An 18,073-nucleotide genomic window follows, 5' to 3' on the forward strand; every position below is an offset into this window, starting at 1 on the left:
TACGACGTGATCAACGAGCTAGGCCGCGTCGAGTTCGCACCAGACGTGTTTGCCGGGTTCCGTGGCCGCCGGGTGCCAGCCCCAGCCGTCGGCGCAGGCCCGCACGAGGTCCAGGCCCCGGCCCCGTTCCGCGCCCGAGTCGGCCACGCGTGGGGGCGGTGCCGGTGGCGTCGGGTCCGCGTCCCACGCGCCGATCCGGAGGACCCCGTCGGCGTAACGGACACGGAGGGCGGCGGGACCTTTGGTGTGCCGCACGGCGTTGGACACCAGCTCGGTCGCCAACAGCTCTGCCATGTCGACGACTTGGGGCAGACAGTGCAGCGTGAGCATCAGCCGCAGGGTGTGCCGGCAGAGCGTGACGGCGCGGAGGTCGTGGGGGATGTACAGGGTGTACTCCCAGGGTTCACTTCCAGGCATGCGAGAACTCCTGTCGAGGGGAGGGGAGTTGCCGGGTGCGGCGAATCCTGGGCGGTGGCAGTGTCACGTCCGCCATGGCATGACGGGGTGGTGCGCTTCCGGGTCCCCGGTCTCGCAGCGTGTGCGACGCGTCACCGACGGTAGACCTCAATATTTAGGTGCCGCAAGCTGTTGTCGTAGCCTGACACCCGAACGAGGCGTTCCAGCAGGCGAGTTGCACGGAGGCTCGAATGGCGTTGCGGACCCACCCCACTGCTCGGCAGCTGCGCTTGGGGACCGAGCTGCGCAAGTTGCGTGAGGCCGCAGGCATGACGGCGCGAGAGACCGCAGCACTATTGGGGGTCAACGCTGCGCAGATGACCCATATCGAGTCCGGCCGGTCAGGGGTGAGCGAAGTGCGCCTACGCCGGCTGGCTGCTCATTACGCGTGCACGGACGAAACTCTCGTCGGCGCGCTGGTGACCATGGCGACCGACCGCACGCGCGGCTGGTGGGAGGAGTACCGGGGCGTACTACCGCCGGTGTTCCTGGACGTCGCCGAGTTGGAGCACCACGCGACGGCTCGGCACGACATGGAACTCCTCCATGTTCCCGGCCTCTTGCAGACGCCGGACTACGCGCGAGCGGTCTTCTCGTACACCCGACCCGAGTTCCCGGACCAGGAGCTGGAGGCCATGGTCGACCACCGCATGGGGCGGCGCACCATCCTCGAAGGGGACGCTCCCGTCGCGTACGAGGCGATCATCCACGAGTCGGCACTACGTATCAGGGTCGGTGGCCGCAAGGTGTTCCGAGCCCAGTTGGACCAGATCCTCAAGCTGTCCGAAACGGCCCATGTGACGGTGCGTGTCGTCCCGTTCGCCCTGGACGACTTCGGGGGCGCGAGCTGCGCCATGATGCGCGTGGGTGGACCCATTGACCGCCTGGGCACCGTATTGCGGGACGCACCGCACGGCACCGCGTTCATTGACGCCGAGGCTCAACTCGACCACTTTCGAACGCTTTTCCGTAAGGTGAAGACTGCGTCGCTCGAACCCCATCGCTCGCGAGACCTCATCCATCAGCTGACCAAGGAACTGTGAGGGCAGGCCATGTCCAACGCCAAGAAGTGGCAGAAGTCGACCTACTCCGGCAGCGGAGACGGCAACAACTGCCTCGAACTCCGCACCGCCCGCCCCCACATCCACCTCCGCGAAAGCGACGCCCCCGCCCAGGAGCTGCACACCACCCCCGCCGCCCTCACCCACCTCCTCCGGACCCTCAAGCACAGGGACCTCTGAGGCACCCCCACCGTCCCCGCGCCGCCGCAACCGCGCGTGACCTCGCGGCCCCCAACGCCGTTGGGCAGGGCTCCGGGCGTCAGGCCGGATCGTCGGGTCGAGCGAGGAGCAGTTGGTGGATGCCGCAGAACACGTAACCGCCCTGGTGTCACGGATGTTCAGGCTGGCGCCGGAATCCCTGGACCCCGACACCCCGCTGCACCGCATGCACATCGACTCCCTCGCCCTGGAAGAGCTCCGCCTCGTCCTCGAGGACGAGTTGCACGTGGACCTGGAAGACGTGCACCTGACGTCGCGGGACACCCTGAACCACCTCCTCACCGCCGTGTGCGAGAAGACGGCGGCCGTCTGATGGCGGGCTCGCGGCCACCAGCCCCGGCACCGGGGCCCACCCGTGGCTCCGTCCAAGGCCCCTCCCAGGGCCCCGTCGCCGTCACCGGCATCGGACTCGTCACCGCCGCCGGCGTCGGCGTCAAGCGGGCCTGGAGTGAGATCACCACCGGCACAAGGCCCCGCTCCCTGCGCCGCCCGGACGCCCTCCAGGGGCTGCCCTGCGACTTCATGTACACGGTCGAGGGCATCGACTTCGAAGACGAACTCGGCCGCGACACCCTGCTGATGGACCGTTTCGCCCGGCTCGCCGTCATCGCCGCCCGCGAGGCCGTCGCCAACGCCGGCCTGGACCCGGCGAGTTGGGACGGCAGCCGCGTCGCCGTCGTCATCGGTTCCGCCCACGGCGGGCTGAGGTTCTACGACGAGCAGCAGGCCGTCCTCACCGACCGAGGCCCCCGTCGCGTCGCCCCGAAGGTCGCCCCCCTGAGCGTGCCCAACGGCGCCGCGAGCAGCGTCTGCCGGGACCTCGGCGCGCGCGGCCCGAGCCTCGCGGTCAGCACCGCCTGCGCCTCCGGCACCGACGCGATCGGCACCGCCCTCGGCTGGCTGCGGGCCGGCCGCTGCGACATCGCCGTCGCGGGCGGGGCGGAGTCCCTGAGCTCACGTCTGGTCTTCGCCAGTACGTGTCAGATGCGGGCGCTCTCCACCCGCGTGGACGACCCGGCCGCCGCCTGCCGCCCCTTCGACGCCGACCGGGACGGCTTCGTCGTCGGCGAGGGCGCCGGCCTGCTCGTCCTGGAACGCCCCGAGCACGCACGGGCCCGGGGCGCCGCGGTCCGCGCCCACGTCGCCGGGTACGGGGCGTCCAACGACGCCTTCTCACCGGTCGCCCCGGACGAGAGCGGCGCCGGCATCGAGGCGGCCCTGCGCGCCGCCCTCGCCGACGCCGACGCCGCCCCGGCCGACGTCGGCCACGTCAACGCGCACGGCACCTCGACCGTCATCAACGACCTCGTCGAGAGCGCCGCCCTGCACCGCGTCCTCGGCGACCACCCGCTGCTCACCTCCACCAAGGCCATGACCGGGCACGCGCTCGGCGCCGCCGGCGGCATCGAGGCCGCGCTGACCGCCCTCGCCCTCGAGGAGCAGCTGATCCCGCCGACGGTGAACCTCGACCGGCAGGACCCGGCCGTGCCCCTCGAAGTGGTGGCCGGGTCCGCCCGCCCCGCCCGGCTGCGCTGCGCGGCGTCGACCTCACTCGGCTTCGGCGGTCACAACGCCGCCCTCGTCCTCACCCGTGGCTGAACCGAGTCCCGTGACCGAACCGAGGAGTTCCATGCCCCAGGAGACCGTCCGCACCCTGACGGTGGAGGGTCTGTCCTTCCCGTACCGCATGCTGCGCCAGGGCACCTCGCGCACCGAACCCCTGGTCGCGCTGGGCGGGGTGTTCCAGGGGATGTACGACTGGCCGCAGATGGAGGACGCGCTGACCGGCCTGACGAGCCTCGTCACGGCCAACCTGCCGGACTCCGGCGACGCCGACCCGCTGCCCGCCGGGCGCGGCATCGACACCCTGTGCGCCGCGCTCGAAGCCGTCATCGACGGCCTGCAGACGCCCCGGGTCAACCTCTACGGGTACTCCTACGGCGCGTCCATCGCCTTCCGTTACGCCCAGCGCCACCCCGAGCGCTGCGCCCGCCTCCTGCTCGGCGGGGTCCCCTCGCACATCACGGAGGCGCAGTTCGACCGCAGCCGCGCCTCGCACCGGCTGTTGAGCGCCGGCGACGTGGACGGCTTCGTGAACACGATGGCCGCGGAGTTCTTCTGCCTGGACGAGAACCGGTACGTCCACCGCAGGGACCTCGCCCTCAGCTACTTCCGGCGCACCCTGCTGCGCGCCACCGACCGGCACGACATCGACGACGCGCTGACCCGCGCCTTCGGCACCCGCACCGAACTCGTCGGTGGCCTCACCGGCGTACCGACCCTGGTCTTCTGCGGCGAACACGACACCGTCACCACGCCGGAACAGCAGCGCGTCTTCGCCTCGACCATCGAGGGGAGCCGGTTCGTCACGATCCCCGACGCCGATCACATGCTGCTCATGGAGCGGCCGGAAACCGTCATCGCCCTGGTGACCTCCTTCATCACGGACAGCCGGCTGCAGCCCGCGGCGTCCACCACCCACGAGCGATGATTCTGCGCCACCCCTGAGGAGCCCCTGAGGAGCCCCTGAGCCGCCTCCGCGCCCGGCCGGTCCGGACGGCCGAATTCCGCGCACACGCAACCCAATTGGCCCGCACCATCGTCCTCTCCCGTGTCACGTGTAACGCGGGGCCGCCGCACGGGCGCTCGAATTCCCAGGTGGGGGAGGGAGTTGACGGAGAGACCACGGACACGCGGAGAGGCGCTCGGCCACGGGCTCCGGCGCACGCCCGGCGGACCATGGGTCCGGCTCGGTCAGGCTGCCCACTGAGCCGGGTGGCACACCTCACGGTGAGCTAAGTCATGCGGAGAGAAGGCTGGAATTGACGCCGCCTTCACACCTTCCTACGTAAGCTTCACGACATGGCCACGACTCACTCCCCCGACCGGCGACGCACCGCCGACGAGGTCAACGCGGAAATCCGTGCGCTGTGGCTGCGCGCGGGCGGACGCCTCCGCCCCGACGAGCGCCTCGTGTACGAGCGCCTCGTAACGGAATGGGCAGAAGCGGAAGCCAACTCCTCCCCGACGCACGCCGCCTGAGAGAGGGCGAAGCCCTCTCTCAGGGGCGCGGGGAACTGCGCGCCCAGCCACAACGCACCCGCAAGCAGGACGACGAACCCAAAAGGCCCCGGAACCAAAGGTTCCGGGGCCTTAACAGCGACGTCACCCCGTCGCAGGGGAATCCGCTACTGCGCCGCAGGCTTCGGCGCCGCAGGCTTCCGCAGGGAGATGTTCAGCTCCCGCAGCCGCGACTCGTCCAGCTCCGTCGGCGCGCCCATCATCAGGTCCTGCGCGTTGCCGTTCAGCGGGAACGAGATCGTCTCGCGGATGTTCGGCTCGTCGGCGAGGAGCATCACCATGCGGTCGACGCCCGGGGCGATGCCGCCGTGCGGCGGGGCGCCGAGGCGGAACGCGCGCAGCATGCCCGCGAACTCGTGCTCGACGGTCTCCGCGTCGTACCCGGCGATCTCGAAGGCCTTCAGCATGACCTCGGGCTCGTGGTTCCGGATGGCGCCGGAGGACAGCTCGATGCCGTTGCAGACGATGTCGTACTGCCAGGCGAGGATGTCCAGCGGGTCCTTCTCCTGAAGGTCCTTCATGCCGCCCTGCGGCATCGAGAAGGGGTTGTGGGAGAAGTCGACCTTGCCGGTGTCCTCGTCCTTCTCGTACATCGGGAAGTCGACGATCCAGCAGAAGCGGAAGACGCCTTCCTCGAAGTGCCCGGCGCGCTTGGCGGCCTCGACGCGCACCGCGCTCATGATCTTCGAGACCTCGTCGAACTCGCCCGCGCCGAAGAAGACGGCGTGGCCGGCCTCCAGGCCGAGGCGCTTGGTCAGCTCCGCGACGTTCGCCTCCGTCAGGAACTTGGCGATCGGGCCCGTCAGCGAGCCGTCCTCGGCGACGCGCACCCAGGCCAGGCCCTTCGCGCCCTGCTCGACCGCGTAGTCACCGAGGCCGTCGAAGAACTTGCGGGACTGCGACGCGGTGTCCGGCACGGGCAGCGCGCGCACGTGCTTGCCCGCGAAGGCCTTGAACTCCGAGCCCTCGAACACGTCGGTGATGTCGTGCAGTTCGAGCTTGGCACGCAGGTCCGGCTTGTCGTTGCCGTACTTCAGCATCGACTCGCGGAACGGGATGCGCGGGAACGGCGAGGTGACCTCGCGGCCGTTGCCGAACTCGGTGAAGATCTCCGTCATGAGCTTCTCGATGGGGCGGAAGACGTCTTCCTGCTCCACGAAGCTCATCTCGACGTCGAGCTGGTAGAACTCACCCGGCGAGCGGTCCGCGCGGGCGTCCTCGTCGCGGAAGCACGGCGCGATCTGGAAGTACCGGTCGAATCCGGAGATCATCAGCAGCTGCTTGAACTGCTGCGGGGCCTGCGGCAGCGCGTAGAACTTGCCGGGGTTCAGGCGGGAGGGGACGACGAAGTCACGGGCGCCCTCGGGGGAGGTCGCGGTGAGGATCGGCGTCGCCATCTCGTTGAAGCCCAGGGCCACCATCTTGGAGCGGATGGAGGCGATCACGGCGCTGCGCAGCATGATGTTGCGGTGCATGCGCTCGCGGCGCAGGTCGAGGAAGCGGTACTCCAGGCGGCGCTCCTCGTTCACCCCGTCCTCGGCGTTGATCGTGAAGGGCAGCGGGCCGGCCTCGCCGAGCACCTCGACGTCGGAGGCCTCGATCTCGACCTCGCCGGTGGGCAGCTCCGGGTTGACGTTGTCCGTGCCGCGCGAGACGACCTTGCCGTCGACCCGGACGACGGTCTCCTTGGACAGCTTGTCCAGGACCTCGGCGGCCTTGGTGCCCGGGCGGGCCACCAGCTGCGTGATGCCGTAGTGATCGCGGAGATCGATGAAGAGAATGCCGCCCAGGTCTCGGCGATTGTGCAGCCAGCCGCTCAGCCGGACGTCGGTGCCGACGTCAGAGGCGCGGAGCTCGCCGCAGGTGTGGGACCTGTACCGATGCATCGTCGTTCATCCAGTCTTCGCGAATAGGGGAGAGAGCAGACCCCCCAAGGCTACCGTCCGGGCGAAGATCGCTTTCCGGATATCCGGTGCCACCACCCCGCGAGGCCCCGGAATCCGTGGCGCACGGTGGCGGTGTCCCTGTACATCTTCCTAAAGTGGGTCAATGCGCACCGACGATCCCGTACCGCAGGTGGGGGACGACCCCCTGCCTCCCGTACGGGATGTCCTGGCGGCCATCGCGACCGGGCTGTGGCGCTGGGACAACGCATCGGGCACCGTCACGCTGGACGCCGAGGCGGCCCGGCTCCTGGGCCTGCCCGAGCGCCCCCAGACCCTCTCCGAGGCCGGTGTGCGCTCCCGCTTCCACCCGGTGGACTGGAACGAGATCTACGGCACCGTCCAGCTCGCCGTCGCCGAGGGCACCCTCGCCGAGGCCCGGCTGCGGATCATGGACGAGACGGGGCGGCACGTCCTGCGGATCGTGCGCAGCCGCTCCAAGCCGGTGATGCACGGCGCCACCGAGGCGTACGAGCTGATCGGCACCCTGCAGGAGGTGACCGAGCCCGCGCCGGGCTCCGCCGCCCGCACCCCGGTGACCGGCGACTGGCGCCGCTCCCGCGAGGCGTTCCTGCTCGACGCGGGCCGTGCGCTCGCCGAGGCGCGCTCCACGGAGGAGGTGCTGCGGGTCGCCGCCGGGCTCTCCATGCCGGGGTTCTCGCCGGACGGCCTCGCGGTGTTCGGGGCGGAGGGCGAGCGGCTGACGATCATCGGCCACCACGGGCACCAGCCCGGCGACGACGGGCCCTTCTCGGCGATGCCCCTGGACACCGACTATCCGGCCGCCGAGGTGGTGCGCACCGGCCGGGCCGTCTACCTCTCCACGCCGGAGGACTACCGCAGGCGCTATCCCGCCGCCTGGCCGCTGGCCAGCCGCTTCGAGCGGCAGTCGTGGGCGTTCCTGCCGCTGACGGTCGCGGGCCGCACGATGGGCACGTGGATGGCCGCCTTCACGTATCCGGTCTCCTTCACGCCCGACGAGCGCTCCGTCCTGACGACGGTGGCGCGGATGCTGGCGCAGGCCCTGTCGCGGGCCGGGGTCGCGGAGTCCGAGCGGGAGCTGACCGAGGGGCTGCAGCGCTCGATGCTGCCGATGCTCGGGCCGCGGATCCCCGGGATGTCGGTGGCCGCGCGGTACGTGCCGACCGGCGGCGGACTTCAGGTCGGCGGTGACTGGTACGACATGATCCCGCTGCCCAGCGGCCGCATCGCCTTCGTCATCGGTGACGTGCAGGGGCACGACGTGCGGGCGGCGGGCCTGATGGGGCAGCTGCGGATCGCGCTGCGGGCGTACGCCTCCGAGGGGCACCGCCCGGACGCGGTCCTCTCCCGCGCCACCCGCTTCCTGTCCGGGATCACGGAGTCCATCTCCTACGGGTCGACCGGCTCCGGGGCGTCCGGTTCGGGGGCGGCCGGCTCGGGGGTGTCCGGCTCGGGCGCCGGCGAGGCCACCCAGTACGACCCGCGCTTCGCGACCTGCCTGTACGTGGAGGCGGACCCGGCGACCGGCGTCCTGGAGATCGCCCGCGCCGGGCACCCCGAACCGGCGATACGGATGGCTGACGGAACGGTTCTGCAGAGGCCCACCGCGGGCGGCCTGCCGCTCGGCATCGACCCGGACGCGGACTACCCCACGACCCGGCTCGTCCTGGAGGCCGGCGAGACCATGCTGATCTGCACCGACGGCCTCATCGAGACCGGCGGCCACGACCTGGAGAGCGGCTGGTCGCGGATCAGGACGACGCTGGAGGGCTATCTGGGCGAGGAGGAGGAGGGCGGTCTGGAGGACGGCCTGGAACTGCTCGCCGACCGCCTCGTCCAGGCGGTCCACGGCCCCTCCTCGCACCACACCACGGGCCCGCTGGCGGACCGCCGCGAGGACGACATAGCGGTGCTGCTGCTGAGCCGTACGGGCCGCCCCGAGCAGCGCACGGACGCCCGCCGCACCGTCCTGACGGTCGCCCAGGCCGAGCCGGAGCGGGTCGCGGGGGCCCGCCGCCATCTGCGGGACCTGCTGCACGACTGGGCCGACGACGACCAGGTCGACTCGGCGGTCCTGATGGTCTCGGAGATGCTCACGAACGTACTGGTGCACACGGACGGCGACGCCATGCTGGTCGCCGAGGTCACGGGCGTGCCGGGCGCGCGCCGCCTGCGGGCGGAGGTGGCGGACGGCAGCGACGACCTGCCCCACCGCCGCCACCCCGGCGAACTGGCGTCGTCGGGCCGCGGCCTGGTCCTGATGGAGCTGCTCGCGGGGGCGTGGGGGGTGGACCCGCGGGGGGACGGGAAGAGCATTTGGTTCGAGCTGTACGAGGATGCGGGGGCCTCCGGCGGGGAGGCGGGGGCGGACGGGCTGGGGTAGGGAGGCGCGGCTCTCGTACCCTCCTGGTCTTCGTCGTCGGAGATCCTGTTCGGTTCACTGGCGAGGCGGTCGAACTGCGTTGCTGCTGCGACGGCGACTTGGTACACATGCCCGCCGGGTGTGTCAGTGGCCCGTGTGAGGATGAACGGTGGAGCGGTTCGCTTCCGCGACCGTTTCTCAGGCGCAACAGCAGGGCCAGTTCGGGGAGTTAGGGGGGTTGGGTATGACGACATGGGACATCACACCCAGCGGGGTGGAGTCGATCCTGTCGTTGGTGGGCCTGGCGGCCGATGATCTCAGCAAGGATCTGAAGGGCTACGGCACCAGTGCGCAGGATGCCGCGACCTGGGTAGGGACGATCACCGGTCCGACGTGTGGTGAGGCACCCGTGGGCCCGGTGGGCGCGGCCGTGGCGAACTTCGTCTCGGACACCGAGAACAGCATCCGCTTCCTGGCGGCCCGCACCCGCAAGACGATGGACGGCACGGTAGAGGCCACCACCGCCTATATCGACGGCGACCTGGAGATGGCCGAACGGGCGCAGCGTGAGGCGGCCAAGGCGCCCACTCCCGAAGAGCTTCGTGCGGTCGGGAAGCCGTCAGACGACAAGGGCGGGGAGTAGGAAGCCGACGTGATCGTGGTAGGTGAGATACCCAAGTACAACGGTGACTTCGCCAAGGTGGAGACCGCCATCTCCGAACTGCGCACGCACGCCACGGGCGTCCGCAGTGGGGGCGTGGACGTGCACTCCCGGTTCCAGGCAATAGGCGCCTACTACCAGGCTCCCGAAGCAGACCAATTGCTCTCTTCCACGCAGCCGGTGATGGACAAGGCCGATGGCTTCGCCGCCGACATCGAGACCCTCGCCGACGCACTGGAAACCTTCGTTGCTGAGGCCAAGCCGTACGCGGACCAGCTTGAGCGGTTGCGGTTACGCGCGATCGACTTCGTGAACAGCGTCGACGGTGACGACGACTGGACCCAGGACCAGGACAAGCTCGACAAGAACCAAGGGCTGATCGACGACGTGTCGGCAGCACGCAATGGCTTCCAAATGGCGGAGCGCAAGGCCGCCAACAAGATCAATGCGATCAGCCCTGCAGTGTGCCGCCCGGTTTGGGTCGAGGATGACGGCAGCCACGGCACAGGTATGTACGGCGAGTCCCTCGAGCTGCTGAAAGATGCAAAGGAACTGCCGTGGGGCACCCCGGAGGAGCGCACCTACGAGAAGTGGAGCCTCGACTGGTGGGGCCACGGCGCCAAGAGCTGGGCCTGGGACGGCATCGTCAAGGACAACATTGTCGGCTCCCTCGACGGCCTGGGCACACTGGTGGGCACCCATGGCTCCGAGGCCCGCGGCCAGGCATGGGACGGACTACGGCGCACCTTCGTCGGCGGCTACGCCTACGGGATGGACCTCTTCGGGCAGGGCGAGCACCTTTCCGACTGGCAGCGCGACAGCAAGGCGTACGCGAAGGAGTTCGGCAAACAGTTCATCGCGTACGACATGTGGAAGGAGGACCCCGCCCGCGCCCACGCCACCGTCACCTTCAACCTCCTCACCTTCGGTGCCGGACCACTAGCCGGCATCGCGAAGCTTTCCAAGGGCGGTAAGTTCGCCAAGGGGGCAGCCGCGTTGGCGAAGGTCGGCGATGTGATCGACCCGATCTCCGGCGGCCTGAAGGCCACCCGAGCGCTCGCGGACCTGCCGAAGGTGTCCGCGGTACTGGCGAGGGTGAGCGAGCAACTTCACCTGCCCAAGCCGAAGTTCGCGGACAGTTCGTTGGACCTGAGCGATCGCTGGACGGTCGGCAAGGACGGCAGGCTCATACCCATTGGCCCCGACGGCACGCCCAACCTCAAACCAGCTCCGCCTGAGGCGGCTGCGCACAAGCGCGGAGCGGGTATGTCGCCGGGGGACCGTGAGCTTGCGGGCGTGGGGGGCCGGGCCCCCGAAGCTGGCGCCCATGCGGGAGGTCACGGGCCGGGGACCAGCGGTCATGCGGGCGAGGGATTGCCACCGCGGGCAGGCCACGAACCAGGCAGTGAGGCAGGCGGCGGAAGCTCCGACCCGGGGGTGGGCGACCACGCTGGGGATCACACGGCAGGGCACGGGTCGAATTCCGCCAGCGATCACGGCGCTGACCATGGTGGCGGTGAGGGCGGTCCCGGAGGTGATGCCATGGACGGCGCGCACCCGCCGCACGATCCGGGTAATGGCGGAGCCGGAGGAGGGGACACTCCCGGCGGCCATGACGGTGCTTCGCCCGACGGTGAGGGGCAGCCCATGGCTCGCGGGGGTGAGACGGAACAGCGCCTCCGCGATGCGATCAAGGGGATCCCGGGAGCGAAGCGGCCCAAGCCCAACGTGATGGAGCGGGTGCTGGACCGTCTTGCCTCGGAGCCCGACGGGCAACGGGTCGCAGAGATCATCAGCTCCGGACACTTCAATCAGGGGGATGAGTATGGGCAGGTGATCTCGGCCATGGGTGCGAAGCGGGAGCAGATGTTCCAGCCCGCAGCCGACCAGCTGATCTTCGCGGATGATCTGGTGCGAAGCGGGGTGCCCGCAAACGCCATCGACTTCGAGCAGAAGTTCCCGGTCGGCGCCGACATGGACATCCGCATCAAGGACGAGTCCGGTGACATCTACGCCTACCAGATGAAGCACTTGAACGATCCCCAGGATCCCGTCAGTGAGATCACTCGAGGCAAATACCTGCTCCAGTTGGCAAATGCCGAGGCAGATCACTCCGTGCTGCTCGTGGACGGTGGCCGGGGAACGATTGCGGAGTGGGTGTCCAACGGCTCCTACGATGAACTCATGGCCATCAACGGTGGCGCACGAGGACGGAAGGGGACGGGCATCACTTTCGTCGTACGTCTTGAGGACGGAAACCTCGTGATCCCGCCAGGCAGTAAGACCGACCCCAAGGACATGTTGTGATCACCTCGACCCCTGTCGGCGACTGGACGTGGGAAGTCACGGCGCACGACGACGAGATCCGGCCTACCCGTGCCTTGCAGACCGCGGCGGCGGTCTGGAACGAGCTGGCCGAACGGAACCTGGCCGTGCCCGACGGAAAGGTCAGGGTTTTGGCCCGGAGCGGGGACAAGCTGCGCGATGTTCGCGTCGATGAGAGCGGGCTGCTCCTTGGATCGGATCCCCTTGCGCCTCAGTCGGATCTCGCCCGGGCGGTGGCGCGGGCCGAGATGCTCGACGGCGACTTCGTCCTCACCATTCGGATCGAATGCCCTGGGCGTTGGCTGGAACCGGGGTTCGAGTACCGGGCGGAGAAGCTGTTCGTCATCCACGTGGAGGTCTGGGACGGCAAGCTGCTCGTAGTGACGCTGGAGACGTACTCCGACGCCTGGCTGACGATGGACACCCGAGACCGCGAGCAACCGGAGCTGCATGCGGCGAACGCGCCCCGGCTCACCGCCGCCCTGGAGGGCATCTCGGCCTTGCTGGGCAGCTCCCCCACACCGGGCGACGAGAACCGTCACGCGGCGCCGAGCGCGACCGGCTTCAGAGACCTGAGGAGCGAGGGCCCTGCCTACACCGATTCCTGGGGAACGTTCGAAGGACTCAACCGGGCGAGTCTGCTGAGCGCCCGCGTTCCGCAGTCTGAGTACGAGGACGAGTACGAGTCGATCACCGAGCACCCGGTGCGGTACTTCACCGTCCAGCGGGAAGGCAGGACACTCGGCTTCGTTTGGGCGTCCGTGGGCGACGCCGCAGCCGGATACGTACCCCGAACGGCAGCCGGTGATGAGGCATTCGATGTGGGAGCGAAATGGTTGTTGCGCCTTCGGGAGGCCCACAGCCGAGGATTGTCCCCCTTCGCCGCACTGGACTGGCTTTCGCAACAACCGTCGCACCCGGAGCTCGGACTCATCGTCGAGGACACCCCTCAGAACGCCGAATCCCTGGACGCCCTGGAGGAACTGTCGGGCCGGTACTGATGTCTGCGTTGAGCTCGGCGTCCTCACCGTGAAGTACAAGAGGATGGCCTCGGTAACGCCCTGACCGTCGGCTCCGAGTAGGACGTCCGGCGACTGCCCCGTACCTGAGAAAGCAACCCATGACCAACGACGTCATCGCCCTCACCTCGCGGATGCCGGACACGAAGGAGTTGTTGGCCGCCCTCCATGCGGGCGGCCCCGACCTTCGGGTGAGACCGACGGGCGGCGGAGCCGTGGCTCAGCTGTGCACAGCCCAGGGAGATGCGCTCGTCTCACTCGAGGCACCCCGACTCGTCCAGGTGCCCGGCGAGGTAAACCGACTGCTCGGCCCTGCGGTCCGGGCGAGTGCGCCGGTGTGGTGGACCGAGGTACGGGCGACCTCGGGCATCGAGGGGGCGCGGCGCCTTGCTGGCTCCGTCGCCGGACGGCTGGCCGTGCTGCTCGGTGGCACCACATGGCCATACGAAGGCGCACAGACCGACGTCGTGACGATTTCACCCGGCGACGGCGCCGGGACCACCACCGACTACCCAGGCATCGACGTGGTCACGGACAAGGCCGCTGTCGTGATCCAGGACCGGCCCATTGTCGCGGCCACCAGCTGGCTGACCGACGTGATCCGCACCGTGTCCCAGGCGGAGCGTGAACTGTGCCTGGTCACTCCGTCCGGCACTCGGCTGACCCATCCCACCCGTACCGCGCTGCAGCACATACCTGCCCGCTGGGTCGTCTCCGACCCACAGTGCGGCTACTACGACGGCCTGACCGGCACCGTACTCCACTGGCACGACGGCCATTTCGTTCCCGCACCCAGCGACGAGGGCGCTCCGCGCATCGCCGACGCCTTCCGGTCTCAACCCGCAGTCGCTGAAGGGCACCAACTACACGTGGCCGTGCGCACGATCCACCCCGCGACCGAGGACCTCGTCCTCGGAGAGGCGCTGGCCGAAACCTGGCGACTCCTCACTGGCGCACCCCCCGCAGGCTGGGGAAGCGCGGAGCCTGTCAACTCACCGTGGTCCCCACGACAGCTGACGGAACTCGCGCGCGCCCGAGCCCGCCAGTCCCAGTCCACCTGGCTCGTCGCAATCGGGGCTCCTGAGCATCCGGCGATCGCCACCCTGCGCGTCACCCACACCCGGGCAGGAGTCGAGGAACACATCGACCTCGCCCTTGGCTACCCGGCCCATCAGCCCGCTCCCACGGACTTCCTCCCCAAATTGGCCGAAACTCTGGCGACCCGCCACCACCTCGCCACCATGGTCTCCGAACTACGTCGAGGCCGAGCCGACTTGACCACTCCCGCCACCTACGAGCCCCCACCCATTCCGCTCTCGCTCACCATCGGCCCCGACGCTGTGGCCGGCATCGGCATTTCTCACGCCAGAAGCGCCCCGATCGACGTGGCCCCAATTTCACTCGGGCCGTCCGCCCATCCCGCCCTGCATTACACACTTGGCGACGGCGCCGACCCCGTTGCATGGCACCGCCTCAAACAGATAGACGAACACCTCGGCGGCACGGCCCCCCGCTGACCGGGCCCCGGCCTGCAACCGCAGTGTTCGGGGATGTTCAAGCTCCGGTTGGCCGAACAGGATTCCCGGCTCAGAGGACTAGGGACGGCCTCCCGAACCCTCCGCCGAAGCGGGCGAGCCGGCGTACCGGTCCCGTAGCTCCGAGACGATTCCGAACGCCGCGGCCGTGAGTGGCACCGCGAGGAGCATCCCGAGGATCCCGGCGACGGAGGCGCCCGCCGTGATCGCCAGCATCACCACCGCGGGGTGCATCTGCACCGTGCGGCTCTGGATCATCGGCTGGAGGATGTGCCCTTCGAGGACCTGCACGGCGAGGACGACACCGAGCGTCCACACCGCGATGGCGAACCCGCGGTCGGCGAGGGCGACCAGGACGGCGACGGCACCGGACAGGAACGCGCCGAGATACGGGATGTAGGCCCCGACGAAGACCAGCGCGCCGAGACCCCAGGCGCCCGGAACGCCGAGGACGAGCAGCCCCACGGTGATGCACAGGGCGTCGATGAACGCGATGATCGTGGTGCCGCGCATGAACCCCTCGATGGCCTCGAAGGCGCGGCGCGCCATGGCCTCGATGGAGTCGGCGTTGTCACCGGGCGCGAGCGAGCGGAGCGTGCCCATCGCCCGTTCCGAGTCGCGCAGGAAGAAGAAGACGAGGAGCAGCGCGAGGACCGCCATGGCCATCATCTCGCCGACGGTGCTGAGGCCGCTGATGACCCCGGACGCGGCGGTCCCGCCGAACTTCCCGAAGAGCTCCTTGGCGTTGGAGGCCATGTCGTCGAGCGAGGTCCCGGCGGCCCCGAAGTACTTCGAGAGGTCGGTCGCGGCCTGCTTGAGCGAGGTGATGATCTGGTCCCCGCTGTCGATGAGCGCCTTGACCACGATGTACGTGGCGCCGCCGACGACGGCGACGACCGCGGCACAGGTCAGCCCCGCGGCGAGCGAACGCTGCACCTTCATCTTGAGCAGCCGCCGGTAGAGCGGCCCGAGAAGCGCGGTCCCGAGCAGCGCGAGCAGGACGGGCGTCACCGCGGTCTTGAACGTGACACAGAGCCAGACGCCGACGGCGGCCACGCCGGTGACGAGAAGAACGACGACACACCAGGCGGCGAGCCGCCGAACGGACTCGGGCAAAAGGGTACTCACCCCTCCCACCCGACCACGGGGCCACCACCCGTGCATGTTTTGTACGGCTACATGCCGTGCATGGCGAGGACGGTGCCGACCAGGCCCGGCCCCGCTTGGCCGAATCCCCCACCCTCGGTCATCGTCACCAGACGCTCACGGATAGCGTTGCTTCGCTCTAGCTAACCTCACCCCACCGGAGACCACAGTGACTCGCTCGCCCCGCTTCGTGGCCGCCGCGCTCACGGCTTCCACCGCCCTGTTGCTCACCGCGTGCGGAGGATCGGACGGTGGCAAGGACAACGAGAAGATCGCTGGGGCGGACACACGGTCAAGTGCCGACCCGTCGGCCTCCGCCAAACCCTCCGCCACGGCAGCAGACCGCCCAAAGGTCACACTCCCCAAGAGCTTCCAGGCCGACTTTCAGGGATGGACGGACTCGGACCCCAAGAAGCAGGCGATCCTGAACGACGGCAGGCAGGAACTGCTGGCCGAATACGCCGCGATCATCGAGGGAAATCCGGACTCCAAGGCACTCGCCTTCTACACCGACGAAGCAGCAGGCCAGTCGGCCCGCAAATGGGTCAAGGGTTTCGTCGACGACGACCTGGTCCTGATCGGCCGCGCCACCGTGTCGAAGCCGCAGGTGAGCATCGCCGATGACGGCAGCGGCGTGTTGTTCTACTGCGTCGACGAGAGCAAGGGCTCCACCAAGAACACCAAGACCGGCAAGGTCGAGCACACACCGCAGAACTCCAAAGCGCGCGTCCAGTACCGCAACCGGCTCGACAAGACGCCGCAGGGAGTGTGGAAGACGCGCTACTCGGAGACCGAACGGGGAGGCTGCTGACCATGCCGCACCACTGCAGGGCGGCGGTCCTGCTGATGGCCTCAGCACTCGTCGTGGCACTGCCCGGCATGGCCCACGCGTTCGGAGAGGACGACGAGTCCAAACAGCCCAGCAGGCCATCGGCCCCCAGCGGCGACGCCTCGGGCAAGGAACTGATGGCATCGGTGTCCCACTCGAAGATCCAGCTCACATACCCCGGCGGCCGGACGGCGAAGGCGTCGGCGGGTGAGCTGAAGTCCATCGACCCCAACTGGGAGCCGCCGGCCTGCTGGTACGAGCCCGTCTTTTCCCCGAAGCAGCTCAAGGACGCGGTTGCCACCGGTGAGGGCGGACTCGTCAACGCCCACGTGTGGTGGAGCAACGGCCTCTGGGTGGACCACTACGAGAAGGGAAAGGCCGACAGCAACTTCGACCTGACGCTTCCCGAGGACACCAGCGCCGACGGCTACAAGAACTACAACCTCGGCAAGAAGGGCATGTTCTGGCGCAGCACGGTCCGCGAGGGCATGTACCAGGACTCCAAGGCGTGGGACTGCGGCCGCATCATGTTCTGGCAGGACGCCGGGACGATCCCCAAGGACAAGAACGCGCCCACTCCGGAAACCTTGGCCGCGTTTGCGTACGACAAGATCCGCGTGCCGGACACCGAGGTCGAGCTGAAGCCGAACGCCAAGTCGACGGTGAACCTGCCCACTTGGACGTGGCTGGACAAGGCCACCTTCAAGGACGTCACCGTCCGCGCCGAGCTGCCCGCCACCGGCCTGTGGGCGGTGACCACGGCCAAGCCCGTCGCCCTCCACCTGGATCCGGGCACCCCTGACGCGAAGACCTTCCCCGCTTCCGGCGACTGCCCGGTCAATGAGGACGGCTCCATCGGCGCCCCGTACAAGAAGGGCGACGCCGGACAGGAGCCGCCCTGCGGGATCCAGTACCTCCGCGCCACGAGCGGCGAGCCGTACCAGCTGAAGGCGTCGGTCACCTGGGAGATCTCCTGGGAAGGCACAGGCGGCGCGAAGGGCGACCTGCCGAACGGCACCTTCGAGACGACCCAGGACATGAACGTCCAGGAAGTTCAGTCCATCAACCGCTGACCCGGGCCGCCGCTGCAGTCGGCCGCACCACGCGCAAATCCATCTCGACCTACGGGGGCAAGAAAGCATGTCGGACCTGAAGAAGGATGCGGAGTCGCTGCACAAGGCGGCCTCTGCGTTGGGCAAGGTCGATGACCACACCCGCAAGCCGCTGCACGACTTCAAAGCGGCCTCGCACGACCTGTCCGCCTTCGGGGTGCTCGGCACGCTGATGAGCGCCAAGGACGACATTCAGGACGGCATGGACACCATCGCCAAGCTCACGGAGAGCCTGCACAAGGAGTGGGGGGCCGAGGCCAAGTTCATGGGCCATGTCTCGGACACCTTCGACCTGTTGGACGTCCTGCTGGGTGCCGCGGCGCAGGCGAAGAAGGGCTGAGC

17 protein-coding genes are annotated in these 18,073 nt (G+C 69.1%); 14 read left to right on the top strand and 3 right to left on the bottom strand.

The window, feature by feature from the left end; translation table 11 throughout:
* Window positions 1–18: 18 nt before the first annotated feature.
* The gene (locus tag ACFYO9_RS24090) at window positions 19–417 is read right to left on the bottom strand and encodes an ATP-binding protein (RefSeq protein WP_358777914.1); all 399 of its coding nucleotides are present in this window, start codon (window positions 415–417) and stop codon (window positions 19–21) included.
* Between the two features lie 230 nt (window positions 418–647).
* Between ACFYO9_RS24090 and ACFYO9_RS24095 the strand changes: the two genes are divergently transcribed.
* The 6 genes from ACFYO9_RS24095 (at window position 648) to ACFYO9_RS24120 (ending at window position 4,778) form a co-directional block, all read left to right on the top strand.
* Window positions 648–1,499, top strand: a complete 852-nt coding sequence (locus ACFYO9_RS24095; RefSeq protein WP_355812434.1) for a helix-turn-helix transcriptional regulator — start codon at window positions 648–650, stop codon at window positions 1,497–1,499.
* A gap of 9 nt (window positions 1,500–1,508) precedes the next feature.
* Window positions 1,509–1,697 carry a DUF397 domain-containing protein gene (locus ACFYO9_RS24100; protein WP_355812431.1) on the top strand — a complete coding sequence of 63 codons (189 nt, stop codon included), beginning with the start codon at window positions 1,509–1,511 and terminating at the stop codon, window positions 1,695–1,697.
* Between the two features lie 115 nt (window positions 1,698–1,812).
* Window positions 1,813–2,049 carry an acyl carrier protein gene (locus ACFYO9_RS24105; RefSeq protein ID WP_355812428.1) on the top strand — a complete coding sequence of 79 codons (237 nt, stop codon included), beginning with the start codon at window positions 1,813–1,815 and terminating at the stop codon, window positions 2,047–2,049.
* Window positions 2,049–3,335, top strand: a complete 1,287-nt coding sequence (locus tag ACFYO9_RS24110) for a beta-ketoacyl-[acyl-carrier-protein] synthase family protein (RefSeq protein WP_358777913.1) — start codon at window positions 2,049–2,051, stop codon at window positions 3,333–3,335. Before ACFYO9_RS24105 ends, ACFYO9_RS24110 begins: the two co-directional genes overlap by 1 nt.
* 31 nt (window positions 3,336–3,366) lie before the next feature.
* On the top strand, window positions 3,367–4,227 hold the full coding sequence (locus ACFYO9_RS24115) for an alpha/beta hydrolase (RefSeq protein ID WP_358777912.1): 861 nt from the start codon (window positions 3,367–3,369) through the stop codon (window positions 4,225–4,227).
* A gap of 371 nt (window positions 4,228–4,598) precedes the next feature.
* On the top strand, window positions 4,599–4,778 hold the full coding sequence (locus ACFYO9_RS24120) for a hypothetical protein (protein ID WP_355812420.1): 180 nt from the start codon (window positions 4,599–4,601) through the stop codon (window positions 4,776–4,778).
* 146 nt (window positions 4,779–4,924) lie between these two features.
* On the opposite strand, the gene aspS is transcribed toward ACFYO9_RS24120, so the two are convergent.
* Complete coding sequence (aspS, locus tag ACFYO9_RS24125) at window positions 4,925–6,703, bottom strand: aspartate--tRNA ligase (RefSeq protein WP_358777911.1); 1,779 nt, start codon at window positions 6,701–6,703, stop codon at window positions 4,925–4,927.
* Between the two features lie 163 nt (window positions 6,704–6,866).
* On the opposite strand from aspS, the gene ACFYO9_RS24130 reads away from it, so the two are divergent.
* The 5 genes from ACFYO9_RS24130 (at window position 6,867) to ACFYO9_RS24150 (ending at window position 14,626) form a co-directional block, all read left to right on the top strand.
* On the top strand, window positions 6,867–9,125 hold the full coding sequence (locus ACFYO9_RS24130; protein ID WP_358777910.1) for a SpoIIE family protein phosphatase: 2,259 nt from the start codon (window positions 6,867–6,869) through the stop codon (window positions 9,123–9,125).
* Window positions 9,126–9,348: 223 nt separating this feature from the next.
* The gene (locus ACFYO9_RS24135; RefSeq protein ID WP_358777909.1) at window positions 9,349–9,747 is read left to right on the top strand and encodes a DUF6507 family protein; all 399 of its coding nucleotides are present in this window, start codon (window positions 9,349–9,351) and stop codon (window positions 9,745–9,747) included.
* A 9-nt stretch (window positions 9,748–9,756) separates the two neighbouring features.
* Window positions 9,757–12,072, top strand: a complete 2,316-nt coding sequence (locus ACFYO9_RS24140; protein WP_358777908.1) for a hypothetical protein — start codon at window positions 9,757–9,759, stop codon at window positions 12,070–12,072.
* Window positions 12,069–13,091: a hypothetical protein gene (locus ACFYO9_RS24145; protein WP_358777907.1), complete on the top strand. Its 1,023-nt coding sequence runs from the start codon at window positions 12,069–12,071 to the stop codon at window positions 13,089–13,091. The genes ACFYO9_RS24140 and ACFYO9_RS24145 overlap by 4 nt, the downstream gene beginning before the upstream one ends.
* A 119-nt stretch (window positions 13,092–13,210) precedes the next feature.
* Window positions 13,211–14,626: a DUF6177 family protein gene (locus ACFYO9_RS24150; RefSeq protein WP_358777906.1), complete on the top strand. Its 1,416-nt coding sequence runs from the start codon at window positions 13,211–13,213 to the stop codon at window positions 14,624–14,626.
* A 78-nt stretch (window positions 14,627–14,704) separates the two neighbouring features.
* On the opposite strand, the gene ACFYO9_RS24155 is transcribed toward ACFYO9_RS24150, so the two are convergent.
* Window positions 14,705–15,808, bottom strand: a complete 1,104-nt coding sequence (locus ACFYO9_RS24155; protein WP_388666550.1) for an AI-2E family transporter — start codon at window positions 15,806–15,808, stop codon at window positions 14,705–14,707.
* Window positions 15,809–15,959: 151 nt separating this feature from the next.
* Between ACFYO9_RS24155 and ACFYO9_RS24160 the strand changes: the two genes are divergently transcribed.
* The 3 genes from ACFYO9_RS24160 to ACFYO9_RS24170 all read left to right on the top strand — a co-directional run bounded on the left by ACFYO9_RS24160 (window position 15,960) and on the right by ACFYO9_RS24170 (window position 18,071).
* Complete coding sequence (locus ACFYO9_RS24160; RefSeq protein WP_358777904.1) at window positions 15,960–16,601, top strand: hypothetical protein; 642 nt, start codon at window positions 15,960–15,962, stop codon at window positions 16,599–16,601.
* 2 nt (window positions 16,602–16,603) lie between these two features.
* Window positions 16,604–17,692 (top strand): hypothetical protein, encoded by a 1,089-nt coding sequence (locus tag ACFYO9_RS24165; protein ID WP_358777903.1) that lies wholly within the window; start codon window positions 16,604–16,606, stop codon window positions 17,690–17,692.
* A gap of 67 nt (window positions 17,693–17,759) precedes the next feature.
* On the top strand, window positions 17,760–18,071 hold the full coding sequence (locus ACFYO9_RS24170; protein WP_358777902.1) for a hypothetical protein: 312 nt from the start codon (window positions 17,760–17,762) through the stop codon (window positions 18,069–18,071).
* Window positions 18,072–18,073: the final 2 nt, after the last annotated feature.

It is taken from the genome of Streptomyces sp. NPDC005863 (genome assembly GCF_042871345.1).
Taxonomy (GTDB): Bacteria; Actinomycetota; Actinomycetes; order Streptomycetales; family Streptomycetaceae; genus Streptomyces.